Below are 23,182 nucleotides of genomic sequence, written 5' to 3'. Positions count from 1 at the left end.
CTACGCCGAATCGCGGATGACGAGCTCAGTATTCAGTGTCGTCACCGTCTCGACCGCGCGGTTTTCGATCAGCGCCACGATCTTTTCGGCCATGCAGCGGCCCATTTCGATGGAGGGCTGGCGCACAGTCGTGAGCGGCGGAGTCGCGGTGCTCCCGTAGTTGTCATCGTCGAAGCCGACCACAGCAATGTCTCCCGGCACCGACAAGCCAGCTTCACGGATGGCCGAGTACGCGCCAATCGCCATCTGGTCGTTGGCGGCGAAGATGCCATCGATGGGTTCGCCGCGCGCAAGGAGGCGGCGCATTGCCTCAGCGCCCGAGGGCGGCGAGAAGTCGCCGGTCTCCACGAGGTCGCTCGTGAGCCCGTGTTTCGACAGCGTGGTGTGAAAAGCCGACAGGCGATCGACACCCGGAGGCATGTCCTGCGGTCCCGCGATCGTGGCGAGACGCGTGCGACCGGATGCCACCAAATGCTCAACGGCAGAGCAGGCTCCCGTGAAGTTGTCGACATCCACGTAGTAGTTGTCGCCGTCGACGTCGCTGAGCGGGCGCCCACCGAACACGACGGGAAGGGTGCGGCTGAGCTCGGAGTAGGAGTGATCGCCGGTGTGGTGCGAGACCACGAGCGCGCCATCCACGTTGCCACCGAGGAGGTAACGGCGGGTTTTGTGCGAGGCCGAACCCGACTCGATGATCATGTTGAGGGTGTAATCGGTGTCTTCGAGATACTGCGCAACGCCCTGCACAACCGCAGCGAAGAAGGGGTCGTCGAAGACCTTGGCTGCCGATTCCGGAACCACCATCGCGATGGCTTGCGTGCGGCGGCTCACGAGCGAACGGGCAGCGCGATTAGGCACATAGTTCAGGTGCTCAATCGCGGCTTGAACGACTGCCGCAACATCCGGACTCACCTTGGGCGACTGATTGACCACGCGCGAAACGGTGGCGCGCGAAACGCCCGCCTCTGCCGCCACCATCTCTAGTGTCGGCATCGAACCGCTGCGCAATTTTTCAGCCACGAGCTCGCTCTCTACCTAATCGTTTCTCTAAGAGTAGCGATCAGACCGCGGCTTTCGTGGCCGCGATGAGCGCGGCGTACTCCTTGGCGCTCTGCTTCGGGATGCGTTCCTGCGTCTCGTAATCGACGTACACGATGCCGAAACGCTTGTTGTAACCCCAAGCCCACTCAAAATTATCGAGCAGCGACCACACGAAGTACCCGCGCACATCGGCACCGTCAGCAATGGCATCCGCCACCGCCTGAATGTGTTGCGCAATGTAGCTGGCACGCTTCGGGTCGTTGATGGAGTTGCCCTCGCGAGTGTCGTCATACGAGGCACCGTTCTCGGTGACGTACAGCGGCGGCAGCGTGGGGTATTCCTTTCCGAGACGAACAAGGAGGTGGTGCAAACCGCTCGGGTTGACTTCCCAATCCATCGCGGTGCGAGGGAGGTCACGCGGGGGCATCGTCACAAACTCACTACCGACGAACATGGAGCGACCGGGCTTAGTGGTGGGTCGAAGTCCGGGTGCTGCATCAGCGGGAGAGGGATGACCGCTCACATTGTCGTCGTGATAGTGATTGACGCCCAAGAAATCGATGGGCGCCGAGATGATGTCCAAATCTCCGGGGCGGACGTACTGCTCGAAGTCGTAGTCGCGCATGTCTTCGATCACATCGGCCGGGTAGGCGCCCAGCACGAGTGGCTCAAGGAACATGCGGTTCCAGATGCCATCGATGCGGCGAGCGGCGTCTAGATCAACGGGATCGCTCGGGTCATTCGGAACAGCGTTCGTGAGGTTCAGCGTGATGCCGAGCTCGATCTCGCGGCCCTGCTCGGTAGCGAGCTCGCGCAAGCGGTTCGCTGCCAAGCCGTGCGCGAGGTGCTGGTGGTGCAACGCCGCGAGACCTTGGTTCGGGTCGGTGAGACCGGGAGCGTGCTCGCCCGCGATGTACCCGATGAGTGACGAGCAGAGCGGCTCGTTGAAGGTAGTCCAGTGGCTGACGCGATCGCCCAACACCGAATAGACGGCCTCGGCGTAATCGGCGAAACGGTACGCGGTTTCGCGGTTAGCCCATCCGCCCTTCTCCTGAAGAGCCTGCGGCAGATCCCAGTGGTAGAGAGTGAGCCACGGCAGGATGCCGGCCTCGAGCAGCGAGTCAACAAGACGGCTGTAGAAGTCGAGCCCTTCGGCGTTCGGGGTGCGGTCTCCGGGAACGACGCGTGCCCAGCTCGTGGAAAAGCGGTACGAGTCGAGGCCCAGCTCTTTCATGAGCTGAACGTCGTCGGTCATGCGGTGGTAGTGGTCAACCGCAACTTCGGGGGTGTCACCGTTGGCGACGGCGAGAGGCTGGCGAGCGTAGTGATCCCAGATCGAGTCTTCCTTGCCGCCCTCGTGAGCTGCTCCCTCAATTTGGGCAGCCGCGGTAGCGGAACCCCATAGGAAGCCCTTTGGCCAGGTGGTGGTGCTGAGTGAATTCATTAGCCTTTTACTGCTCCTGCCATGATGCCCGAGACGAGTTGACGTCCCGCGAGAATGAAGACGATCAGCAGTGGCAGTGTTGCCAGTACTGCGCCCGAAAGAACGACTGAGTAGTCGACGTATTTAGCGCTCTGCAGTTGACTGAGCGCGACTTGCAAGGTGGGGTTCTGCGGCGCAACAAGCAGCGGCCACAGGTAGTCGGTCCACGCGGTCATGAACGTGAAGAGACCAAGGATCGCCATGGCTGGGCGCGCTGCCGGGATGCCGACATTCCAGAAGGTGCGGAACATGTTCGCCCCGTCGACACGGGCCGCTTCAATCAGCTCGTCGGGAATGACATCCACCAAGTATTGCCGCATGAAGAACACCCCAAAGGCGGTGACCAGCGTCGGCACGACGACGGCACCGAGGGTGCCTGTCCAGCCGAGCTCTTTCATGAGCATGAACTGCGGGATGATGCCCAGCTGGGTGGGAACGGCGAGCGTCGCGATCACAAAGATCATGAGCCCTTCGCGGCCCTTGAAGCGCAGCTTGGCGAAGGCGTAGCCGGCGAGCGTCGAGAAGAACACGACCGAGGTGGTGATAATCGTCGACACGATAATGCTGTTGAGCAGCGACTGCCAGAACGGAACCGTCGAAAGCACTTCGCTGACGTTGATCCAGAACCGACCACCCGGCAGCAGCGGCGGCCAGGTTTCGGTGATGGCGGTGTTATCGCTCGAGCCGACGACATACGACCACCAGAGTGGGTACGAGCCGCCGAGGAAGAGGGCGAGCAGGATTCCGTAAACGAAGAAGCCGGGGCGCTCGGCCAGACCACGGGCACGGCCACGACCGCGGCGGTTCTCCTTGGCTTGCGTGCGCGCATCCGTCACTTTCTCGGGGGCACGCGGGGGGCTCGTGGTGCTCATGAGCTCTTCTCCTCATCTACGACGGTGGCCGCCGGTGCGCCGGTGGTGCTGGCGCTGGCTGCGGTGGTGGCGCTGGCTGCGGTGGTGGTGCGGTATCGCGCAAGTTTCTTCGCTCGGCGCTTGGAGATGACTTTCACTTCGGTCGAGGCGATCTTGCGAGAGATCGCAAAGTTCAGCAGGCCGATGCCCACGATGATGATGAACAGCAGCCACGCGATGGCAGAGGCCTTACCGAAGTCGCCGCGGTTGAACGCCATGTCCCACAGGTAGAGCACCGTGGTTTGGTATTCGCGGTGGGCGCCACCCAGGTTCGCACTGGTCGGGTTGAAGAGCTTCGGCTCTGTGAAGATCTGCAGGCCACCGATGGTGGCGGTAATGATCACGAAGATCATGGTGGGGCGGATGCTCGGCAACGTCATCGAGAAGAAGCGACGCACAGCGCCCGCTCCGTCCAGGGCTGCCGATTCGTAAATGTCTCGGGGAACGGCCTGCATAGCGGCGAGAAGGATGAGGGCGTTGTAGCCGGTCCAGCGCCAGTTGACCATCGACGCAATCGCGAAGTGGCTTGCGAACACTTCGCTCTTCCACATCACGGGCTCAAGGTTGAACGAGGTCAGGATGTTGTTGATGAGGCCGTACTTCTCGCCGAAAGCACTCGAGAAGATGATCGCAACCGCTACCGGGGTAACGATGTACGGGATGAGGATGCTCATGCGCCAGAACGTCTTCGCGCGCAGGTTCTGGTCGAGCACTGCCGCGATGAAAACGGCGGCAACGAGCTGCGGGATGGCGCTCAGCAGGAAGATGCTCATCGTGTTGAAGAGCGAGTTCCAGAAGTAGGGGTCGTTCAGTTCGGCGACGTAGTTGTCGAGGCCGATCCATTCGCCGGGGCCGCTGAGGATGTCCCAGTCGTTGAGCGAAACAACGAAAGTGTAGATAAGCGGGAAGAGCCCGATGAGTGCGAAGAGCACAAAGAAGGGGGCGATGTAGAGGTAGGGGGATGCTTTCACATCGAGACGACTAAGACGCTGCCGTCTGGTGAGCTTGGCCTTGTTGGGCTCAGAGCGTTTCTTCGCCGGACCAGTATCTGGTCGGGGAGGGCTCGTCATGGTCGTCATGGAGAAAGTCGCTTTCAAGAAATGAGGCCCCCGGCAGAGGGGACGCCGGGGGCCTCAGATGTTTCTAGGTGGTTAGTTGAGGTCGAGGTTCTTCAGAACCTCAAGCGCGTTGTTCCACGCCGTGTCACCGTCAACGCCCGAGTCGAGTTCCTTGGTGGCAGGACCGAAGACCTGCTCCTGAACAACGGCGTCGTTCGGGCCCTTGAACTGAGCCTTGACACCCTCCGCACGCGATCCGAGGATCGTGCCGATGGGGGCGTCGTTGAAGAACGTGCTGAGCTCGCTGCCGCCGGTTACACCGTCGTCAGTCTGTGCAGCGATAACGCTCGGGAAGGTTCCTGCAGCCTGGAAGGCGGCAACTTCGGACTCGGCCGAGGTGAGGTACGCGGCGAGCTTTGCTGCCTCTTCCGGGTGCTCCGACTGGGTCGGAACGGTCAGGAATGCGCCGCCCCAGTTAGCAGCTCCACCGGGGAAGACATCTGCGAAGTCCCAGCCGCTGCTGGCGTCTCCGCCTGCTGCTTCAACCTGTCCCTTGACGACTCCAAGCATCCAGCCGGGGCACATGAACGTTGCGAAGGAGCCATCAACGAAGGCCTTTCCCCCGCCCCAGTCCCAGGCGCTCTGCTGAGCCGAGAGACCGGATGCTGCGCCATCGGCGAGCTTGTCCCACTGCGACTTGAGGTCGGCGTTGCCTTCGATGTCGAGCTCTCCATCTGCGGTGTAGTAGCCCTCGTCAAGCTGGTTGACCATGGCGTTCCAGACGAATCCAGAGTGGTCATAGAAAGCCTTGCCGGTTGCTGCGTTGTAGTCCTTGCCAACCTGGAAGAAGTCATCCCACGTTGCGCTGTCGCCACCAAAGAGCTCGGCTACGGCGTCGCGGTCGGAGGGCATGCCAGCGGCTTCGAGGAGGTCTCCGTTGTAGCAGAGGCCTTCCGGTCCGATGTCGGTTCCGTAACCGATGATGTGGCCGTCAGCGTCGGTGCCCTGAGCGAGCTTCCAGTCGACCCAGCGATCCTTGATGTCATCGGCGCCGTAGTCGCGAAGGTCATGGAAAGTATCCGAGACCTGCATGACCTGGCCGAGCCATCCTTCTTCAACGGCCTGAACGTCGGCGAGACCGGCGCCTGCTGCCTGCTTGGTCTTCCAGTCGGTCAACGCGTTTCCACCGGTGTCGATGTTCGTTGCCTTGATGGTGATGTTGGGGTTCTCGGCTTCGTATGCTGCGTACAGCTCGTCGAGGCCCATCGTGCCGAAGGTGGTCACGGTGAGGGTGATGTCGCCATCGCTGCCTCCACCGTCAGTTGCCGAGCAACCGGTGGCGAGAAGGGCAATGGATGCTGCGCCTGCGACGGCTGCAACCATCTTGGTGCGTCGTAGAGATTTCACGGTCACTTCCTTGTGAATGAGGGATGTTGGTGTCCGAAAGAGGTCCCCCATCAGGAATGAGAGCGCTCTCACGATTGCAGACTGATCCTATGAGAGCGCTCTCTCGAAAGTCAAGAGAGCGCTCTCACAAATTCTGAATTGTGACCTTCACCGCAAGCGCTTACCGTTTTCGCGGCGCTCGAAAACCGCAGCAACCCCGGCGTTCTGGCCGCCTGTGCGGCTCAGTGCGGGGGTTGTTGAGAAAAACTGGAGGCGCTTACTCCCAGGTGCTGGGCGCTTCGGCGCGACTGACGGGCAGCGCAACATGGTCGGCCCACTCTTGAACCCAGTCGGGCATGACGGGCGCGGCAGCATCCCATCCGATGGTTTCAAGAAGCTCGGCGACGGGCACAGTGCCGCCGGAGCTCTTGAGAAAACGCGCACGGGTCATGGCCTGGGCGTAAATCTGGCCGTCGACAACGAAACGTTGCTCGACGAAAACGGCCTTCTCGTCGTAGCCAACAACGCGGCTCTCAAGTTGGAACTTCTTCCACAGGTCGAGCGACTTGCGAAAGCTGATGGTCTCGTTAGCCATGACGGGGTAAAAGCCTTTAGCCCGCAACTTCTGCCAGCCGCCCGCGCGAATGAGAAGGTCCATGCGACCGATATCCATGATGGAGAAGTAGCGACCGTTGTTCATGTGACGCAGCAGGTCAACGTCGGTAGGCAGCACACGCATCGTCATGCTCCCCATATCGGTGATGCCGAGGCCCGATCGACGCGTGCTGAGGAAGCGATGAAGGATAGTGCGGAAGATCAGATTCACTCGCTCAGATTAGGTGAATCGTGGTCGCGTCCGTGAATCGTTTGTAGGGATGCTCTAGCGAATTGAACTACGAGGCCCCGGCAAACCGCACCACGGCTTGCACGGGGGCGTGATCCGATGGCCAGCCGCCTTCGTAGCGCGTGACGTTGATTCCAACACTCTCTGCGATGACTCCGGGCGTTGCCAGAATCCAGTCGATTCGCTTGCGATTGCGTTTGGGTGGGCCGTAATTGGGGAACGTGCCCCACACCTGAGTGAGGCGTTCTTCTGCCGTGTTCCAGGTGTCGAGCAGCAGCCCATTACCTGTGAGCTCGGCATAAGGATGAGTGTCAGCATCGGTGTTGAAATCGCCCGTCATGATGGTCGGATGCGGTGTGGCCTGCACGATGTTTCGCAACGCGTCGGCAGAGCGAAGACGTGAGGTGCGCGAGCGATGGTCGAGGTGCGTGTTCACGGCCTGAAAGTGGATGCCGGTGGCGAGGTCTCGAAAGGTCGCCTCGACGACAACGCGCGGGGTGCGATTGCCCCACGACACCGACCCGGCGACCGTCGGAGTATCGGAGAGCGCGGACTGTCGCCACTCCACCATCTCTAGCCGGCGAGAGTCGTAAAAGATGGGGCAGCCTTCGCCGCCCGTATTCTTCTCGCGACCATGCCCGAGTGCACGATAGTGCTCCCCCAGCGCCCGAAGTACGAACCCTTTCTGCGTGAAGAGAGCTTCTTGCACCCCGATGAGCGCCGGCTGTTCGGCCGCGAGCAAACGCTCCATCAGTGGCTGGCGGTGTTGCCACAGGTCAGGATTGCGCGGCAGCAGCTTGGGCAGACGTCGGCGGATGTTGTAGCTCATCACGTGAAGCCCGGGCGCATCGACCGGGCCAATCAGTGAACTGCCGTGCGCAGGGAACGCCAGTTGCGGCTCACGCTCCGGGGCGAGCGCAGAAAAATGCTTTGACCGTGGGGCGGTGATTCCCGTCATTGCTACACCCTAAGGGGTGGTGTGCGGCGATGTGCTGTTCGCCTCAGCGCGGTGCCCCGATATGTGCATCAACGGCACGTGGTCAGCCGGGATGTCCTCACCCGGCCATATTCTGATCGACACATGTACCTACTCACCGACACCGCTCTCGTTACGAGCGCCAGCGATCTGACCCAAGCCTCGAATTGCGAGTTTGGGTTTCTGCGCGTGCTCGACAAGCGGTTGGGGTTCTCGACCGATCCGCTGCCCGACGACGATGCCATGCTCATGCGGGCGGCCGAGCTCGGTAACGCGCACGAGGCTCGACTGCGGGATCGCTATCGCGACGAGTTCGGTGATGCGATGGTCGAGTTCGATAAGCCTCCGGGGCGGGATGCCGCTGTGCTGCGCGACTACGCGGCACGCACGCGCGATGCGCTCCTGGTGGGCGCACCCGTCGTTTTTCAGGGCGTCTTCTTTGACGAAACCGACCCCGAGTTGCCGTTCATCGGCTACGCGGACTTTCTGGTCAAGCAGCCCGACGGTAGCTATCGGGTGGTTGACTCGAAGCTCTCGCGCCACGTGCGCGTCACCGCCCTGCTGCAACTGGCGGCGTACCACGAGCAACTTCAGAAGCTTGGGGTTCCCGCCGACGGCACCGTCGAGCTGATTCTCGGCAATGACGCCTCCGAGCTCGCTGCCGTGGCGGACATCGCCCCCGTGTTTCGGCGCCGCCGCGCCCGGATGCACGCGATTATCGCCGAGCACCGCGCCGAAGGTAAGCCGGTCGAGTGGCACGACGAGCGTTACGCGCGGGATGGCCGCTGCAAGTTCTGCAAGGAACCTTCCCAGCATGCCGATGACCTCTTCACTGTCGCAGGGCTGCGCGCCGGGCAGCGTACGAAATTCATGGCGGCGGGCATCCGCACCCTCACAGATTTGGCCGAAACTTCCGAGCGACCCGACGACCTGGCTATCCCGAAAGCGAGCTTCGCCAAGCTTCACCTTCAAGCCAAGCTGCAGCACACCGTTGATCCGACTGACGCGCACGCGGTGCCGCCGGTCGTGGTCGTTGACCCGCTGCCGATCGCTAGCCTGCCGGCGCCCAACCCCGGTGATCTGTTCTTCGACTTCGAGGGTGACCCGATGTACTCCGAGCCGGGAATCGGTGGGGTTCCGCGCTGGGGGCTCGACTACCTCTTCGGGTGGGTCGACGCCGAGGGCGACTTCGATTGCCTCTGGGCCCACTCGCACGCGGAAGAGAAGACGGCGCTGCGGTCATTTCTGGACTTCGTTACGAAGCGGCGGCAGCAGCATCCGGGTCTCCACATTTATCACTACGCCGCCTATGAGAAGACGCATCTGCTGAGCATCGCCGCCCGGCACGGTGAGGGTGAGGATGTCGTCGACCAGTTGCTGCGCGATGGCGTGCTCGTGGACCTGTACCCGATCGTGCGGGGCGCGCTGCGCATCGGAACGCCGTCGTACTCGATCAAGAAACTTGAGCCGCTCTATATGGGTGAAGCCGAGCGCGCCGGGGTGACGAACGCCGCCGACTCCATCGGTGAGTACGTGGAGTCGAGTGTGGCGGCCGCGAACGGCAACGTGCAGCGCGCAACCGAGATTCGCGATGCGATCGCCCGCTACAACGAGTACGACTGCGTTTCGACACTCAAGCTGCGCGATTGGCTGCGGGCACTGCCCGAGGTGCAGGGCGTAACGGTGGAGCCGGTGGACGAGGAATTCGAGGGCAAAACCTTTGAGCCGAGCGCGCTCGATCTCCAGCTGCAGGCGCTGGGCGATACTGCCGAAGAGGCGGGCGATGACACTGCTGCGAGCGCCTATCGCATGGCCGCAGCCGCCATCGATTACCACCGGCGCGAGGTCAAGAGCTTTTGGTGGGAGCACTACGACCGCCTCGAACAGCCCTCGGATCTGTGGGAAGACACCCGCGGGGTGTTCGTTGTCGACGGTGCGCGATTGACTCGCGACTGGCATAAAGAAGGAAAGCAGCGCAACGAACGCCGTCACCTCTACCTGAGCGGACAGTGGGCGCCGGGCAGCAGTGCACCGCGCTCAGGCGGTGAAGTGTTTGTCGTCTACGGCGACCCGCTGCCGTATCTTCCGCCGGGCCATCGCGCCGGTGCCCGCCTCGCCCGCAACGCTAGCTTCTCTGATCCTGCTGAGGATGAGAGCGGCATTTTCGTCATCGAAACGCGGCCGAATGAGATCCCGCCGTGGGCTGAAATGCCCACCCACACCACGCCCGGAAAGCCACCGCCCGCGAACAGCATCGTTGCCGCGATCGAGGCGTGGGGCGCCACCGTCGTCGATGCCGCTCCCGAATGGCCCGACGACGCGATGTCCGATCTTCTGCTGCGCAAAGCGCCCGCTGAGGTGGCTGCCCTTGAGCCCATGACGAGTGCGGATGATGGCGTGCGCGCCGTCATCGCCTCGCTGCTGTCACGGGAGAGTGGCTACCTCGCGGTGCAGGGCCCACCCGGCACCGGCAAGACGTATCTCGCTGCGCACGTTATTCAACGGCTGGTCGAGAAGCATCACTGGAAGGTCGGCATCACGGCGCAGTCACACAAGGTTGTGGAGAACGTTCTCGACGCAGTGGTTCTCGATGCGAGCCTCGACCGGGACCTTGTCGCGAAGGCGGTGCCGGGCGAATTCGGCGCTGGCTATTACGCCGATGGCCCGTTCAGCGAGTTGCCCCCAAACGGTCACGCGGGCTTTGCGCGCGAGCATGACTCGGAGGGCTACGTCATCGGCGGCACCGCCTGGGACATGACCAATCGCAAGCGGGTGCAGGCCGACCAGCTCGATCTGCTCGTCATCGATGAGGCCGGGCAGTTCTCCCTCGCGAACACAATCGGTGTTGCGGCGAGCGCGAAACGCATTCTGCTGCTGGGCGACCCGCAGCAACTCCCCCAGGTGAGCCAGGGCATCCACCCGGCACCGGTCGATGGTTCGGCGCTCGGTCACGTGATCGGCGAGCTCGCCGTGCTTCCGGATGACTTCGGCTACTTCCTCGAAGAGAGCCGCCGCATGGATGAGGCCGTCACGCGCCCCGTCTCACTGCTCTCCTACGACGGCCTGCTGCGGTCGCATGCGTCAACCGAGGGGCGGATGCTCGAGGGCTTCGCCCCCGGCCTGCACTCGGTTCCGACCACTCATGTCGACAACTCGACGTTCTCCGCAGAAGAAGCCGACCGCGTGATTGAGCTAGTGCGTGAGCATCTCGGAGCACTGTGGACTTCGGAAGCCGGCGGCAAGGCGAAGCCGCTCGACGAGGACGGCATCATTGTGGTGACGCCGTACAACGCTCAAGTGGAACTGATCCGTGGCCGTCTCGACACTGCCGGCTATTCGCGTGTCGTCGTCGGCACCGTCGACAAGTTTCAGGGCCGCGAAGCCGTGATCTCGATCGTTAGCCTCGCGGCCTCCAGCGCCGATGACGTGCCCCGCGGCCTCGACTTCCTGCTCTCCCGCAACCGCCTCAACGTCTCCATCTCGCGCGCCCAGTGGGCGGCGTACCTCGTCTACTCGCCGGCGCTGCTTGATTCGCTGCCGCAGTCGGCCGAAGGGGTCGCGACGCTGAGTCGGTTTATCTCGTTGGTTGAGGGTGCGGTGGCTGCGGCGTGAGTTGACCACCGCTACCGGTGGCTCACGCGCCACACCTCGAATGAGGGCCAGCTATCTTCGCTTTTCGCCACTAACCTGAGAGTAGGCGCCAACAGGGCCGTTAACTCGCCCCTCTACCGGGCAACTTGACTGCAAACCTCCAGCATGATCGGCCGCGCGGCTGCGATCTATTGATGCACACATGACGAGAGGAATAACCATGGCGACAGAGCCCGTTCAGGCACGGCTTGTGAAGTCCAAACAGCGCGTTGCCGACCACGGCGAGGTCTTCACCCCCAGCTGGATGGTCGAAGACATGCTTAACCTCGTAGGGGACGAGGCTGAACGCATCGATTCACGGTTTCTGGAACCGGCGTGCGGGTCGGGAAACTTCCTGGTGCCGGTACTGCGGCGCAAGCTCGCGGCAGTTGAAACCCGCTACGGCAAGAGTGTCTTCGAGAAGAAACAACATGCGCTTCTGGCTCTTATGTGCGTTTATGGGATTGAACTCCTCGCTGACAATACAGGCGAATGTAGAGAAAATCTTCTAGAACTTTTCGCGAAGTATCTCGATCTGCGCCCGACTGATGCCTGCTATCAAGCGGCCACGAGAGTGCTCGAAGCCAACATCGTGCAGGGAGACGCTCTCACCATGACTGCCACCGGCGGGCTGCCGATTATTTTCCCCGAGTGGGGCTACCTCGGAAAAGGCAAGTTCCAGCGAAGAGACTTCCGCTATGACAACCTCACTGAACGCGCTTCCTATCAGGGCACTCTTTGGGATCACCTCGACGAACACGAAATTTTCACCCCGACGCAAAGCTATCCGCCAATGACGGCAGAGGAGATCGCGACATGAAGCCGGATAAAGAGTCACCCCAAAAGGTTTTCTTTCAGCCAGCGCGGATGGTCGTCCCCTTATTTCAGCGGCCATATGTTTGGTCGCGGGAGCTTCAGTGGGAGCCCCTCTGGCAGGACATCGAGCGGCTAACTCAACTCCTCGCGAAGGACTCAACCGCTACTCATTTCCTTGGAGCCTTCGTAATTCAGCAACTCCCTACAGAGCTCGGACACATGCCTAGCTGGAGTGTGATAGACGGCCAACAAAGATTGACAACCTTGCAGATCCTGCTTGACGCGCTTCACGCGCAACTGGTTGCGCGGCACCAGACGATGCTTGCGGGGCAGGTCGAACCGCTGATTGAGAACCCACCCGCATTCCGGAAGACGCCCGAGGACAGATACAAGGTTTGGCCGACCAACCACGACCGTGCTGGCTTCGCTTCAGTGATGTCGGCGATTGCACCTGCCGACTATTCCAGTCTCGAGAAGTCAAGGCTTTCTGCCGCACATGAGTACTTTGCGAAGGAGATTGATGCTTGGCTCGGTGCGAGCGCGGACCTAGCTGCGAGTTCACACTTACTAGTCACCGCGGTGACTTCTCAGCTTGAGCTTGTAAGCATCCGCCTCGACCCGAACGAGGACGCGCAAGCAATCTTCGAAACCCTTAATGCGCGCGGCGTTCCACTGAGCGCAGCCGACCTAATTAAGAACTTTGTCTTCCAGAACTACTCGGGCACGGATGAGCAGATAGAAACTGCGTATCACGAGAATTGGGCTGAAATGGAAACCCCATGGTGGGTAACGATGGTCACAGCTGGGCGCATTTCCCACCCACGCTCATCGTGGTTTCTCTGGCACTGGCTCAGGGCGAGAAAACTCGAAGACTTCCCAATTCGTGAACTTTTTAGTCAGTTCAAAGAATATGCCAAGTTGGACGGCCACAGCCTTCAGGCGCTGTTGCCAGAGATCAAGTCCGCGGCGGACAGTTACAGGATGGTGATTGAGGGTTCCCAGCAACCAGTCGGCCCGCTTACCAGGGCTCAATGGTTCAGCTATCGCGTAGGGACTCTCGATTCCGAGGTTGTACGCCCTTTGCTTATTTGGCTTGACGAAGCTCCGCAATCTGATGTGGCAGAAACAGAGAGAATTCGAATATTTAGACTCTTGGAAAGCTGGTTCGTGCGGCGCGCCGTCGTCAAAGCTCCCTCTCAGGGCACCAATAACTTCATCATCTCGCTCATGGTGCATCTCAGCAAGCAGCCGCATGCGCACCTGGCTGACGAGGTTGAGAACTATCTCGCATCATCGAGTACGGCGGCAGGTTACTGGCCCGCTGATACCGAGGTGAAAGAGGCGTTGAAGGGGACGGCGGCCTACAACAGGTATCTCCGCGCGAGACTACGCATGATAATTGAAGGGCTTGAGGATCACCGTCGGGGCTACCCGGACGGAAAGGCGATGGCCATGGGGCCGGTAGCCAGGGGCATCGGAACTATCGAGCATCTATTGCCGCAGAAGTGGCGCGCAAAATGGCAGACCGCATGGCCATCGGACGAAGACGATGAAAGGTCGGCATCAAGAGATCGAGTGCTTCATGAGCTTGGAAACCTTACCTTGGTGACTCAAAAGCTGAACTCGAAGGTATCGAACGGTTCATGGGCGACTAAAGTGGCCCACTTTCAGGAGGTTAATGATGTGGTGCTAACGAACGACGTCATTCAGTCCGCGCTAACAGACTGGGATGAGACCCAGATTGCTAAACGCACTGGCGCCCTCATCGAATCAATTCTGAAGATTTGGCCAGTTCCAGAAGGGCATGTCGGTCTGCTTGCACGGATTTCTGAACCTACCCGATCGGATGATGTCGATCTGGCATTGCTTGTTTCTGAAGGGCTACTTGAGGCTGGCGCAACCCTCGTTGCAAGACCAGAAGTTCTGAAAGGTGCGACTGCAGCTTTGGGGTTGGACGGCCGGATCTTCATCCGGGATGCCGTCTATGACACCCCGACAGCAGCCGGAAACGCGGCAAACGCTGAAGGCCTCTACAAAGGCGCCATCAATGGCTGGCGATTCTGGAAGCTAAAAAGCTCTGGAAAGTCCCTTTGGGATATCCGAAATGAATATCGCGTCAGCCTTGGTGACGAATCGAGTGATGAAGGGTTGGGCGAGTACACGCAGGGTTCCGAGCAGGTCGAGGCTGAGCTCGCCGCTGCTGAGAGTGTTGGCGGGCAGGACGACGAATGACGAAGGCGACCTTCGCGCTCCGAGGACGCAACCCAGACGTGCTCACGTGCATCGCAAATCTGTCGAACGATGCCGTGTTCACACCGCCAGAGTTCGCAAACAGGATGCTCGACACGCTCAGCGACGCGTGGTCCGCTGACAATAATGGCGCGAATATCTGGGCCGACCCTGATGTCACCTTCCTCGACCCATTCACGAAGTCGGGAGTGTTTCTACGTGAAATTGTGAAGCGTCTGGTCGAAGGTCTCGCAGTCGCCATTCCCGATTCGGCCAAACGCGTGGACCACATCCTCACTAAGCAGGTGTACGGAATAGGGACTGAACGACTGACCGCACTGCTCGCCCGCCGGAGCGTGTATTGCTCAAAGTACGCAAATGGCCCGCACTCCGTAGCGAAGTCCTTCGACACGGAGAGCGGCAACATCTGGTTCGAACGCACAGAGCACTCTTGGGCGGGCGGCACCGAACGCATCCTCGGCACGGATGCCGACGGCAACACGATCGAGCGAACCGCTAATGGGCGCTGCAAGTACTGCGGGGCTAGCCAGAAGGAGTACGAGCGTGCCGAGTCACTCGAGTCCTACGCCTACGCGTTCATCCACACCGACAACATTAAGTCTCGCATCGCCGAGCTGTTTGGAGACAACATGCACTTCGACGTCATCATCGGGAACCCACCGTATCAACTCAACGATGGGGGTGGTGCAGGTAACAGCGCCTCACCGATCTATCAGAAATTCGTTGAGCAGGCGCAAGCGCTGGAACCCAGCTTCCTGACGATGGTGGTACCAGCTAAGTGGTACTCGGGAGGGAAGGGGCTCGACAAGTTTCGCGACCGAATGCTACGCGACAAGAGAATACGGTACCTGGCCGACTTTCCTGATTCACGAGATGCCTTCGCAGGTGTCGATGTGGCTGGCGGCGTGTGCTACTTCCTTTGGAATAGGGACGATGAGGGGTCGTGCGTGGTTGAAACGTTCACAAACGGAAGTGTGTTCACTGCAATAAGAGAACTTGACGAGTTCGAGACCCTCGTGAGAGACAATCGGGCGCTCAGCATCGTTCACAAAGTTCGAGCTAAGACACCCATGATGATGTCAGCGGTTGTGTCCAGCAGAAAGCCCTTTGGGCTGGAGTCGACTGAGGAGGGGGACCCGACCGGCGACCTTTATCTCTATGCGAGTGGCGGAGATAGCAGAATCGCCAAGCAAGATGTGCCGAAAGGACATGACTTGATTGACGCGTGGAAGGTCCTTCTCTCAAAGACGTCGAGCGAACATGCCGGCCAGACAGACAAGAGCGGTCGCAAACGGCTGCTCTCTCGCATTGAGGTGATGCCACCTAAGAGCGTTGCCACCGAGTCGTACCTCATCGTCGGCAAGTTTGAGAATGAAAAGGAAGCAGAAAACGCGGCCGCGTATCTGAAAACGAAGTTCTTGCGGTTTCTGGTCTCAACAATTTTGCTCACGCAAAACATAAGCAAGGGAATGTTTGAGTTTGCGCCAGCGATCGATTTCTCTCACAGGTGGACAGACGAACTTCTGTACACCGAGTTCGGTCTTGATGCAGACGAGATCAAACTTATCGAAGAGACGATTCGACCAATGGAGGTAATCAGCCCGCCGGATAATGCAGAGTGATTCAAGTAATGACAGAAAATTTTTTATTGAAAGGGAAGTACTGATGAGCAAGTTAGTCTACGGCGTAAATGGTCAGGTTCGTTTTGACAACGAACAGGAGAAGCAGCAGGCATTCGAGTATTTGAGGACATCAACGAACGTAACCCGCCTCCACGAGGATAACCAAGAGCAAGGTGCCTGGGGCCCCGAGGAGCGGATCGGTTTCCGGACACTCGCTGGTGTCCCACAGCCACTGCTCAATAACATGACGGCAGGAAACGGTGCTTATGAGGGTCGGATCAACTGCAAAGAGCTTGTTGAAGAGATCTGGGGCTAACGAGGCACGAACATGGCTATCCAAACACGGTTTCTGAGTAGAGCGACTATCGCCGAGCCCGGTGTGAAAAGCATCGAGACTTGTCTCGTCGCCAGACTCTTCAAGCTGGAGGCGGAGACTGCTCGGCGTGCGGCGTATCGACGCACTTGGATCGTCGACGGAGGCGCGGATGGCTAAGTCCCACGATGAGTTGATGCCGGAGCGGCCCAAGGGGCAGCCTCGCATCTACGCATATGCCATTCACGACGAGGCTCACAAGGGCTGGCTGAAGATTGGCCAGACGACGCAGGACGTGAAGACGCGGGTCGCACAGCAGCTGAAGACCGCGGCAGTGACGAATTTTACGATCGAGCTCGACGAGTCGGGGATGCGGGACGACGGCTCCGTCATCCGCGACTTCGATGTGCGGGCTCGACTCAAGGCGAAGGGATTTCAGAACCCGACGCTCGAGTGGATGGCCTGCAACGTCGACGACGTAAAGACGGCGATTACGGAACTGCGTCTTTGGGACGAACTCACCGGGACCCACCACGAGACGTTCGAGATGCGACCGGAGCAGAAGCGGGCGGTGATCAAGACGTTTGACTACTTCCACTCGGTTTGGAAAGAGGACATGCATGCTGTGCCGCGCTTCCTGTGGAACGCCAAGATGCGGTTTGGTAAGACGTTTGCGTCCTATCAGCTTGCGAAGAAACTCGGTGCGAAGCGGGTGCTCGTTGTCACCTTCAAACCCGCGGTCGAAGATGCCTGGGCCACAGATTTGCTATCGCACAAAGGTTTCGACGGGTGGCAATACCTTTCTCGATCATCCGGAGTTGACCCCAGCACTGTTGCTAAGAATCGTCCGCTCGTTTACTTCGGTTCTTTCCAGGACCTGCTTGGCCGCGACAAAGCGACCGGCCTCGTAAAGCCAAGGAACGAGTGGATTCACGCCATCAACTGGGATCTTGTCATCTTTGATGAGTACCACTTCGGCGCGTGGCGTGACAGCGCAAAGGAACTCTTCGAGGGAGAGGATACGACCGAGGCGAAGAAAGAGTTGGAAGGCGAATATGGCGCGGGTCTAGAGACCTTTGGAGAAGAACTCGACGAGCTGCGGAATCACGAGACTGACTTCTTGCCTATCACCACTCGGGCCTACCTCTATTTATCAGGGACTCCGTTTAAAGCGTTGGCTATTGGTGAATTCATCGAAGAACAGATCTTCAACTGGACCTACACGGACGAGCAGCGGGCGAAATCCGACTACGAGGACAATCATCCAGGTGCGTGGAACCCGTATGCAGCGTTACCCGAGATGCGGCTTCTGACCTACCAAATGCCGGACGAGCTTCTCACGGTTGCTACTGCAGGCGAGTTCGATGAGTTTGACCTCAACACCTTTTTTTCCGCGACTGGTGTCGGTTCGAACGCGTCATTTGCGCACAAGGGTGACGTGCAGAAGTGGCTCGACATCATACGTGGGCAACATTTGCCGACATCTGTCGACTCGCTGAAAGGCGGGACTCGCCCGCCGTTCCCGTATTCGGATGTTCGGTTGTTGCCGTATCTTCAACACTCGTTCTGGTTCCTACCTAACGTCGCCGCATGTCATGCCATGAAGAACCTCATGGCGGAGAAACAAAACGTCTATTGGCACGACTACAAGGTACTCAACGTGGCCGGCCCAGGAGCTGGGATCGGGCTAGCTGCACTTCCTCCAGTTCGCGACGACATTGGTAGTGGATTCGACTCGAAGACGATCACACTGTCCTGCGGCAAACTCACTACCGGGGTTACCGTGCCACAATGGTCGGCGATTCTCATGCTGCGCAATCTCAAGTCGCCAGAATCGTACTTTCAGTCGGCATTTCGTGTGCAGTCGCCCTGGTCGATCAAGAACCCGAATGGCAACGATCCGAATGAGGAGGAGATACTCAAGCCCGTCTGTTTTGTCTTTGACTTTGCGCCAACGCGTGCACTCCAGCAAATCGCCGAATATGCAATTGGATTGTCGCCGGAAGAATCGAACCCAGAGCACGCCGTCGAGGAACTTGTCTCGTTCTTGCCAGTGCTTGCCTACGACGGCGCAAACATGACACAAGTGGATGCGGGTGGAATATTGGACATGGCGATGGCTGGAACCTCAGCAACGCTGCTCGCTCGCAAGTGGGAGTCGGCGATCCTCGTCAACGTCGACAACGACACTCTGAGGAAGATCATGGGTAACGGGGCGGCGATGGATGCCGTGATGAACATTGAGGGCTTCCGCGCACTCGGAAACAACATCTTCGAATCCGTTGTCAACAAGAGTGAAGCTGTCAAGAATACGAGGAAGACGAAGGGTGACTTTCTCAGCGACAAGCAGAAGAAGGAATTGACGGCGGAGGAGAAGGACTACAAGTCAAAGCGTAAGCTGATCCAGGAGAAGCTGATCAAGTTCGCGACCCGGATCCCCGCGTTCATGTATTTGACCGACTATCGGGAGAACACGCTCAAAGACGTCATCACAAAGATCGAGCCGGGTCTATTTAAAACCGTGACTGGTCTCACCGTCGAGGATTTCAATTTGTTGGTATCACTCGGCGTTTTCAACGCATCGCACATGAATGCTGCGGTTTTTGCCTTCCGGCGGTACGAAGACGCTTCACTCTCGTACACAGGAATCGAGTCGCACGAGGGGCTGCGGAGTTACGGTCTATACGACACAGTGGTTGCGGTTAGATCGACTGACGGAGGACCCTGAGCTCGCGTGCATGCGACTAGTCCCCGATAGAACAGGCCCTAGATGAGGGACTGGCCCATTCTGTGCACATCTAGCGAGGCTCCAAAACATCGTGTGCACGCGTGCGCCCCTCGTGCCCCCGGTGGCCCTGAATCGTCATCCGCAGCCCAAACGCTGTCTTACGAAATCCAGATGCCGTGATGGGTCGCACAACCCGCTGACGGTGGCCGCGCCAAGGCTCGAGCAGTTCGAGCATCCGCTCATCGTCGACGGGTACGCCTATCAGCGCCCAGCCGACGACGGCGGCAAGGTGGTAATCGCCGCCGCTCGGACTCTCGAGGTCAGCGTGCGAGCGCTGTGCGGTTTCGGCGGCCGTCCACACACCAACACCCACAAATGATCGCAGCGCGGCCTCAGTGCGCGGCCCGCCACGCCCCCAATCGGCCCTGCGCTCAAGGGATGCCGCCACTAGCGTCGCGCGCATCACGATCGCCGAGCGCCGGGGCCCGACTCCCGCGCGTTGCCACTCCCACGACGGAATCCGCGCCCAGCCCTGCGGCGTCGGCACCACCGGCATCCCGGACGGGGCGAGCCGGTGCCCGAACGCATCGACTACCCCGAGTTAGGCGACGGGCCGACACTCGTGCAGCATCCGCAAGATCCCGGCGTCTGGCTCGGGGCAGTCGGAGCGCTCGATCAACTAGTGCCCGCGGTGATCCTGAATCGTCATCCGCGGCCCAAAGGCTGGCTTGCGGAACCCGGACGCCGTGATGAGTCGCACAACCCGCTGGCGGTGCCCGCGCCAGGGCTCGAGCAGTTCGAGCATCCGCTCATCGTCGACGGGTTCGCCAATCAGGGCCCAGCCGACGACGGCAGCTAGATGGTAATCGCCAACACTGGGGCTGTCGGGGTCGGCGTGGGAGCGCTGCATGGTTTCGGCGGCCGTCCACACGCCAACGCCCACGACTGATCGCAGGGCGGCCTCAATGCGCGGCCCGCCTCGCCCCCAGTCGGCGGTGCGCTCGAGGGATGCCGCCACTTGCGTCGCGCGCATCACGGTCGCCGAGCGCTGCGGCCCGACTCCCGCGCGGTGCCACTCCCACGACGGAATCCGCGCCCAACCCTGCGGCGTCGGTACCACGCGCATCCCAGCCGGGGCTGGCCCGGGCGCCGGCGAACCGTGTTTGGTGACGAGGATGCGCCACCCCCGCTTCGCTTCAATGCCGGTCACTTTCTGCTCGAGAATTGCCATCACGAGCGCCTCGAACACGAGCTTGGTGCGAGTGAGCCGCAACCCGGGGTTCTGCCGCTGAGCCTCGGCAGCAAACGGAAGCGCCGAAATGTCGAAACCGCTCCAGTCATCGCCCTCCCCCAGCAGCTCGGGAACACTCTCGATCGCCCACTCCGCTCCGGCGCCCCACGCGGTGCAGTCCACATGCGACTGGTGTTGCACGAGACGCAGAGTCGCGGGGCCGTGCGGCGTGAGCATCGTGCGCCAGGTGCCCGCGTCATCCACTCGCATCGTCGGGTCACCGACACCGCGCTTGAGCGGTCGCAGCGTCGCACGAACGTCGACGGGCCGCCCGGGCGCAAAACGCATGCGCACGGGCTCGTCGGCTGCGAGCGCGAAGGTCATGAGCCCTAGATTACGCGCCACCCCTGACGTAGAGTTTGGCTCATGATATGGCTCGCGATTATGACTCTCAGTGGCGCAAGCCTCGGCATTTATCAGGCACTCGCGACGGTGACGCGGCTACGAGTGTTGCCTTTCGTCGGCGGAGCAGTACTCATCATGGGGCTGATCGTGTGGCCGAACATTCCGCCCAACGATGTCGTCACCCCGGCGTGGCTCAACCTCACCGGAATGGCTGCTTTTCTGATCACGTTCATCGCCGCCTCCAGCCTGTATTCGGCCAAGCTGTGGGCAGATTGCTTCCCCGAGGCGGGTCTTAGCTACTGGCAATTCGTCTGGCGTAATTTCTCGGGCTCCCCCTATCTGCGGCAGCAATACGCCGCGATGCTCGCCGACCGCGAAACACTACGAGCAACGTGGGACTACGACGGTCGCGCACAACGCCAGCCAATCGGCAGCGAACAGCCGTAAACTTGCCCTGTGGCTGTTCCCAAGATCCTTCTCTTCTACGTGTTCACGCCGCTGGCCGATCCGGAGGCTGTGCGGCTGTGGCAGCGCGACCTCTGCGAGTCCCTCGGGCTCGGCGGTCGCATCATCCTCTCTAAAGACGGCATGAATGGCACCGTCGGTGGCGAGCTCAAAGATGTGAAGCGTTACGTGCGCAAGACGCGCGAGTATCCCGCGTTCAAGAACATCGACTTCAAGTGGAGCGAAGGCCAGGGCGACGATTTTCCGAAGCTCAGCGTGAAGGTGCGCGACGAGATCGTCAGCTTCGGCGCTCCCGGCGAACTGCAGGTAGATGAGAACGGCGTGGTCGGCGGCGGCACGAAGCTCAGCCCCGAAGAACTCCACGAACTCGTGGCTCGCAAAGACGTCACCTTCTTCGACGGTCGCAACCCCATCGAGGCAGCGATCGGTAAGTTCACCGATGCAATCGTTCCGGATGTCGACACCACTCGTGACTTCGTCGCCGAACTCGACAGCGGCAAGTACGACCACCTCAAAGACACACCAGTCGTCACCTACTGCACGGGCGGCATCCGTTGCGAGGTGCTCTCCTCCCTCATGCGCAGCCGCGGCTTCGGCGAGGTCTACCAACTCGACGGCGGCATCGTTCGCTACGGCGAAAAGTACGGCAACTCCGGCCTCTGGAATGGTTCGCTGTACGTCTTCGACAAGCGCATGGCCATCGACTTCACGGCCGATACGCAAGCAATTGGCGAGTGCTACCAGTGCGGCACGGCCACCAAGCGCATCGAGAACTGTCACAACAAGGCCTGCCGCGCGCAGTTCGTCGTGTGCGATGAGCATGCAGCGACCACTGCCTGCTCCGAGCATCCGATCGCCAGCCTTTCCCCTGTTAAATAACGCCCGAAGTTAACATTTTCTGGTTTTCGTGGCTTTCAGGCCGAAAACTATGCGCCATGATGGATGCATGAAGATCGGAATCCTGACCAGCGGTGGCGACTGCCCCGGCCTCAACGCCGTTATTCGCGGCGTGGTGCTCAAGGGCACTCAGGTCTACAACAAAGAGTTCGTGGGATTCCGCGACGGTTGGCGCGGTGTTGTCGAAGGCGACGCCATGCCCCTCGAGCGCAAAGACATCCAGGGCATCTCAAAGCAGGGTGGCACCATTCTGGGCACCTCGCGCACGAACCCCTTCGAAGGCACCAACGGTGCTGACACGGTTCGCGAGAACATGGAGCGCCTCGGCGTCGATTCCCTCATCGCTATTGGTGGCGAAGGTACGCTCGCTGCTGCCAAGCGGTTGACGGATGCCGGAATCAAGATCGTGGGCGTCCCCAAGACGGTAGACAACGACCTTTCCGCCACCGACTACACGTTCGGCTTCGACACTGCCACGCAGATCGCCACCGACGCCATGGATCGCCTGCGCACCACCGGTGACTCGCACGGCCGCTGCATGGTTGCCGAGGTTATGGGTCGTCACGTCGGCTGGATCGCTCTCCACTCGGGTATGGCTGCCGGCGCACACGCCATCCTCATCCCCGAGCAGAAGACGTCGATGGCGCAGATCGTGGAGTGGGTAAATTCTGCTCGCGACCGCGGCCGCGCTCCCCTCGTTGTTGTTGCCGAAGGTTTCACCCTCGACACCATGGACGACGCACACTCCGAGCGCGGACTCGACGCCTTCGGTCGCCCCCGCCTCGGCGGAATCGGCGACCAGTTGGCCCCCGAAATCGAAGCCCTCACTGGCCTCGAGACTCGTTCGACCACTCTGGGTCACATCCAGCGCGGTGGAACTCCCAGCGCCTACGACCGCGTTCTCGCAACGCGCTACGGTCTGGCTGCAGTCGACGCTGTCATCCACGGTCGTTGGGGTCGCATGGTGTCACTGCAGGGCACCGAGATCACCAACGTGGCGTTCGAGGATGCCCTCGGCAAGCTCAACACCGTGCCTCAGTCGCGCTACGACGAGGCCGCCATCCTCTTCGGCTAAAGCGAACGGCTCAGCCAACCGCTGAGCCAGATTCCAGCCTGCGGTTCTAGG

18 protein-coding genes are annotated in these 23,182 nt (G+C 60.5%); 9 read left to right on the top strand and 9 right to left on the bottom strand.

Going from position 1 to position 23,182, the window contains the following annotated elements; translation table 11 throughout:
* The 7 genes from ACWTV1_RS08455 to ACWTV1_RS08425 form a co-directional block, all read right to left on the bottom strand.
* Positions 1-993: a LacI family DNA-binding transcriptional regulator gene (locus tag ACWTV1_RS08455; RefSeq protein WP_498505050.1), complete on the bottom strand. Its 993-nt coding sequence runs from the start codon at positions 991-993 to the stop codon at positions 1-3.
* Positions 994-1,060: 67 nt separating this feature from the next.
* Positions 1,061-2,485: a GH1 family beta-glucosidase gene (locus ACWTV1_RS08450; protein WP_498504900.1), complete on the bottom strand. Its 1,425-nt coding sequence runs from the start codon at positions 2,483-2,485 to the stop codon at positions 1,061-1,063.
* Positions 2,485-3,396 (bottom strand): carbohydrate ABC transporter permease, encoded by a 912-nt coding sequence (locus tag ACWTV1_RS08445; RefSeq protein WP_100387692.1) that lies wholly within the window; start codon positions 3,394-3,396, stop codon positions 2,485-2,487. Before ACWTV1_RS08445 ends, ACWTV1_RS08450 begins: the two co-directional genes overlap by 1 nt.
* Positions 3,393-4,514 (bottom strand): carbohydrate ABC transporter permease, encoded by a 1,122-nt coding sequence (locus ACWTV1_RS08440; protein WP_498504899.1) that lies wholly within the window; start codon positions 4,512-4,514, stop codon positions 3,393-3,395. The genes ACWTV1_RS08445 and ACWTV1_RS08440 overlap by 4 nt, the downstream gene beginning before the upstream one ends.
* A 72-nt stretch (positions 4,515-4,586) precedes the next feature.
* On the bottom strand, positions 4,587-5,900 hold the full coding sequence (locus tag ACWTV1_RS08435) for an ABC transporter substrate-binding protein (protein WP_498504898.1): 1,314 nt from the start codon (positions 5,898-5,900) through the stop codon (positions 4,587-4,589).
* Positions 5,901-6,156: 256 nt separating this feature from the next.
* Entirely contained in the window at positions 6,157-6,705 is a 549-nt protein-coding gene (locus ACWTV1_RS08430; protein ID WP_498504897.1) for a thioesterase family protein, read from the bottom strand.
* A 67-nt stretch (positions 6,706-6,772) separates the two neighbouring features.
* Positions 6,773-7,681, bottom strand: coding sequence for an endonuclease/exonuclease/phosphatase family protein (locus ACWTV1_RS08425; RefSeq protein ID WP_498504896.1), 909 nt, complete (start codon positions 7,679-7,681; stop codon positions 6,773-6,775).
* Between the two features lie 123 nt (positions 7,682-7,804).
* Between ACWTV1_RS08425 and ACWTV1_RS08420 the strand changes: the two genes are divergently transcribed.
* From ACWTV1_RS08420 to ACWTV1_RS08395, 6 genes are all read left to right on the top strand, one after another.
* Positions 7,805-11,311: a TM0106 family RecB-like putative nuclease gene (locus ACWTV1_RS08420; protein WP_498504895.1), complete on the top strand. Its 3,507-nt coding sequence runs from the start codon at positions 7,805-7,807 to the stop codon at positions 11,309-11,311.
* A gap of 199 nt (positions 11,312-11,510) precedes the next feature.
* A complete protein-coding gene (locus ACWTV1_RS08415) occupies positions 11,511-12,149 on the top strand; it encodes an N-6 DNA methylase (RefSeq protein WP_498504894.1) in 639 nt (212 codons plus the stop codon).
* The gene (locus ACWTV1_RS08410) at positions 12,146-14,377 is read left to right on the top strand and encodes a GmrSD restriction endonuclease domain-containing protein (RefSeq protein WP_498504893.1); all 2,232 of its coding nucleotides are present in this window, start codon (positions 12,146-12,148) and stop codon (positions 14,375-14,377) included. Before ACWTV1_RS08415 ends, ACWTV1_RS08410 begins: the two co-directional genes overlap by 4 nt.
* Positions 14,374-16,017, top strand: coding sequence for an Eco57I restriction-modification methylase domain-containing protein (locus ACWTV1_RS08405; RefSeq protein WP_498504892.1), 1,644 nt, complete (start codon positions 14,374-14,376; stop codon positions 16,015-16,017). Before ACWTV1_RS08410 ends, ACWTV1_RS08405 begins: the two co-directional genes overlap by 4 nt.
* 43 nt (positions 16,018-16,060) lie before the next feature.
* The gene (locus tag ACWTV1_RS08400; protein ID WP_498504891.1) at positions 16,061-16,333 is read left to right on the top strand and encodes a hypothetical protein; all 273 of its coding nucleotides are present in this window, start codon (positions 16,061-16,063) and stop codon (positions 16,331-16,333) included.
* 169 nt (positions 16,334-16,502) lie between these two features.
* The gene (locus ACWTV1_RS08395; RefSeq protein WP_498504890.1) at positions 16,503-19,058 is read left to right on the top strand and encodes a GIY-YIG nuclease family protein; all 2,556 of its coding nucleotides are present in this window, start codon (positions 16,503-16,505) and stop codon (positions 19,056-19,058) included.
* Between the two features lie 70 nt (positions 19,059-19,128).
* Here ACWTV1_RS08395 and ACWTV1_RS08390 read toward each other — a convergent pair whose 3' ends face one another.
* Both ACWTV1_RS08390 and ACWTV1_RS08385 read right to left on the bottom strand, forming a co-directional pair.
* Complete coding sequence (locus tag ACWTV1_RS08390) at positions 19,129-19,521, bottom strand: hypothetical protein (RefSeq protein WP_498504889.1); 393 nt, start codon at positions 19,519-19,521, stop codon at positions 19,129-19,131.
* Between the two features lie 216 nt (positions 19,522-19,737).
* Positions 19,738-20,673 (bottom strand): DNA-3-methyladenine glycosylase family protein, encoded by a 936-nt coding sequence (locus ACWTV1_RS08385; protein WP_498504888.1) that lies wholly within the window; start codon positions 20,671-20,673, stop codon positions 19,738-19,740.
* A gap of 42 nt (positions 20,674-20,715) precedes the next feature.
* Between ACWTV1_RS08385 and ACWTV1_RS08380 the strand changes: the two genes are divergently transcribed.
* From ACWTV1_RS08380 to ACWTV1_RS08370, 3 genes are all read left to right on the top strand, one after another.
* Positions 20,716-21,141: a hypothetical protein gene (locus ACWTV1_RS08380; RefSeq protein ID WP_498504887.1), complete on the top strand. Its 426-nt coding sequence runs from the start codon at positions 20,716-20,718 to the stop codon at positions 21,139-21,141.
* A gap of 9 nt (positions 21,142-21,150) precedes the next feature.
* Positions 21,151-22,038: an oxygen-dependent tRNA uridine(34) hydroxylase TrhO gene (gene trhO / locus ACWTV1_RS08375; RefSeq protein WP_498504886.1), complete on the top strand. Its 888-nt coding sequence runs from the start codon at positions 21,151-21,153 to the stop codon at positions 22,036-22,038.
* Between the two features lie 67 nt (positions 22,039-22,105).
* On the top strand, positions 22,106-23,131 hold the full coding sequence (locus ACWTV1_RS08370) for a 6-phosphofructokinase (protein WP_100387716.1): 1,026 nt from the start codon (positions 22,106-22,108) through the stop codon (positions 23,129-23,131).
* Positions 23,132-23,182: the final 51 nt, after the last annotated feature.

It is taken from the genome of Salinibacterium sp. VpJ6 (assembly GCF_059767345.1).
Note: the sequence above shows the minus strand (reverse complement) of the source record. Positions and strands in the feature narration are given on the sequence as shown.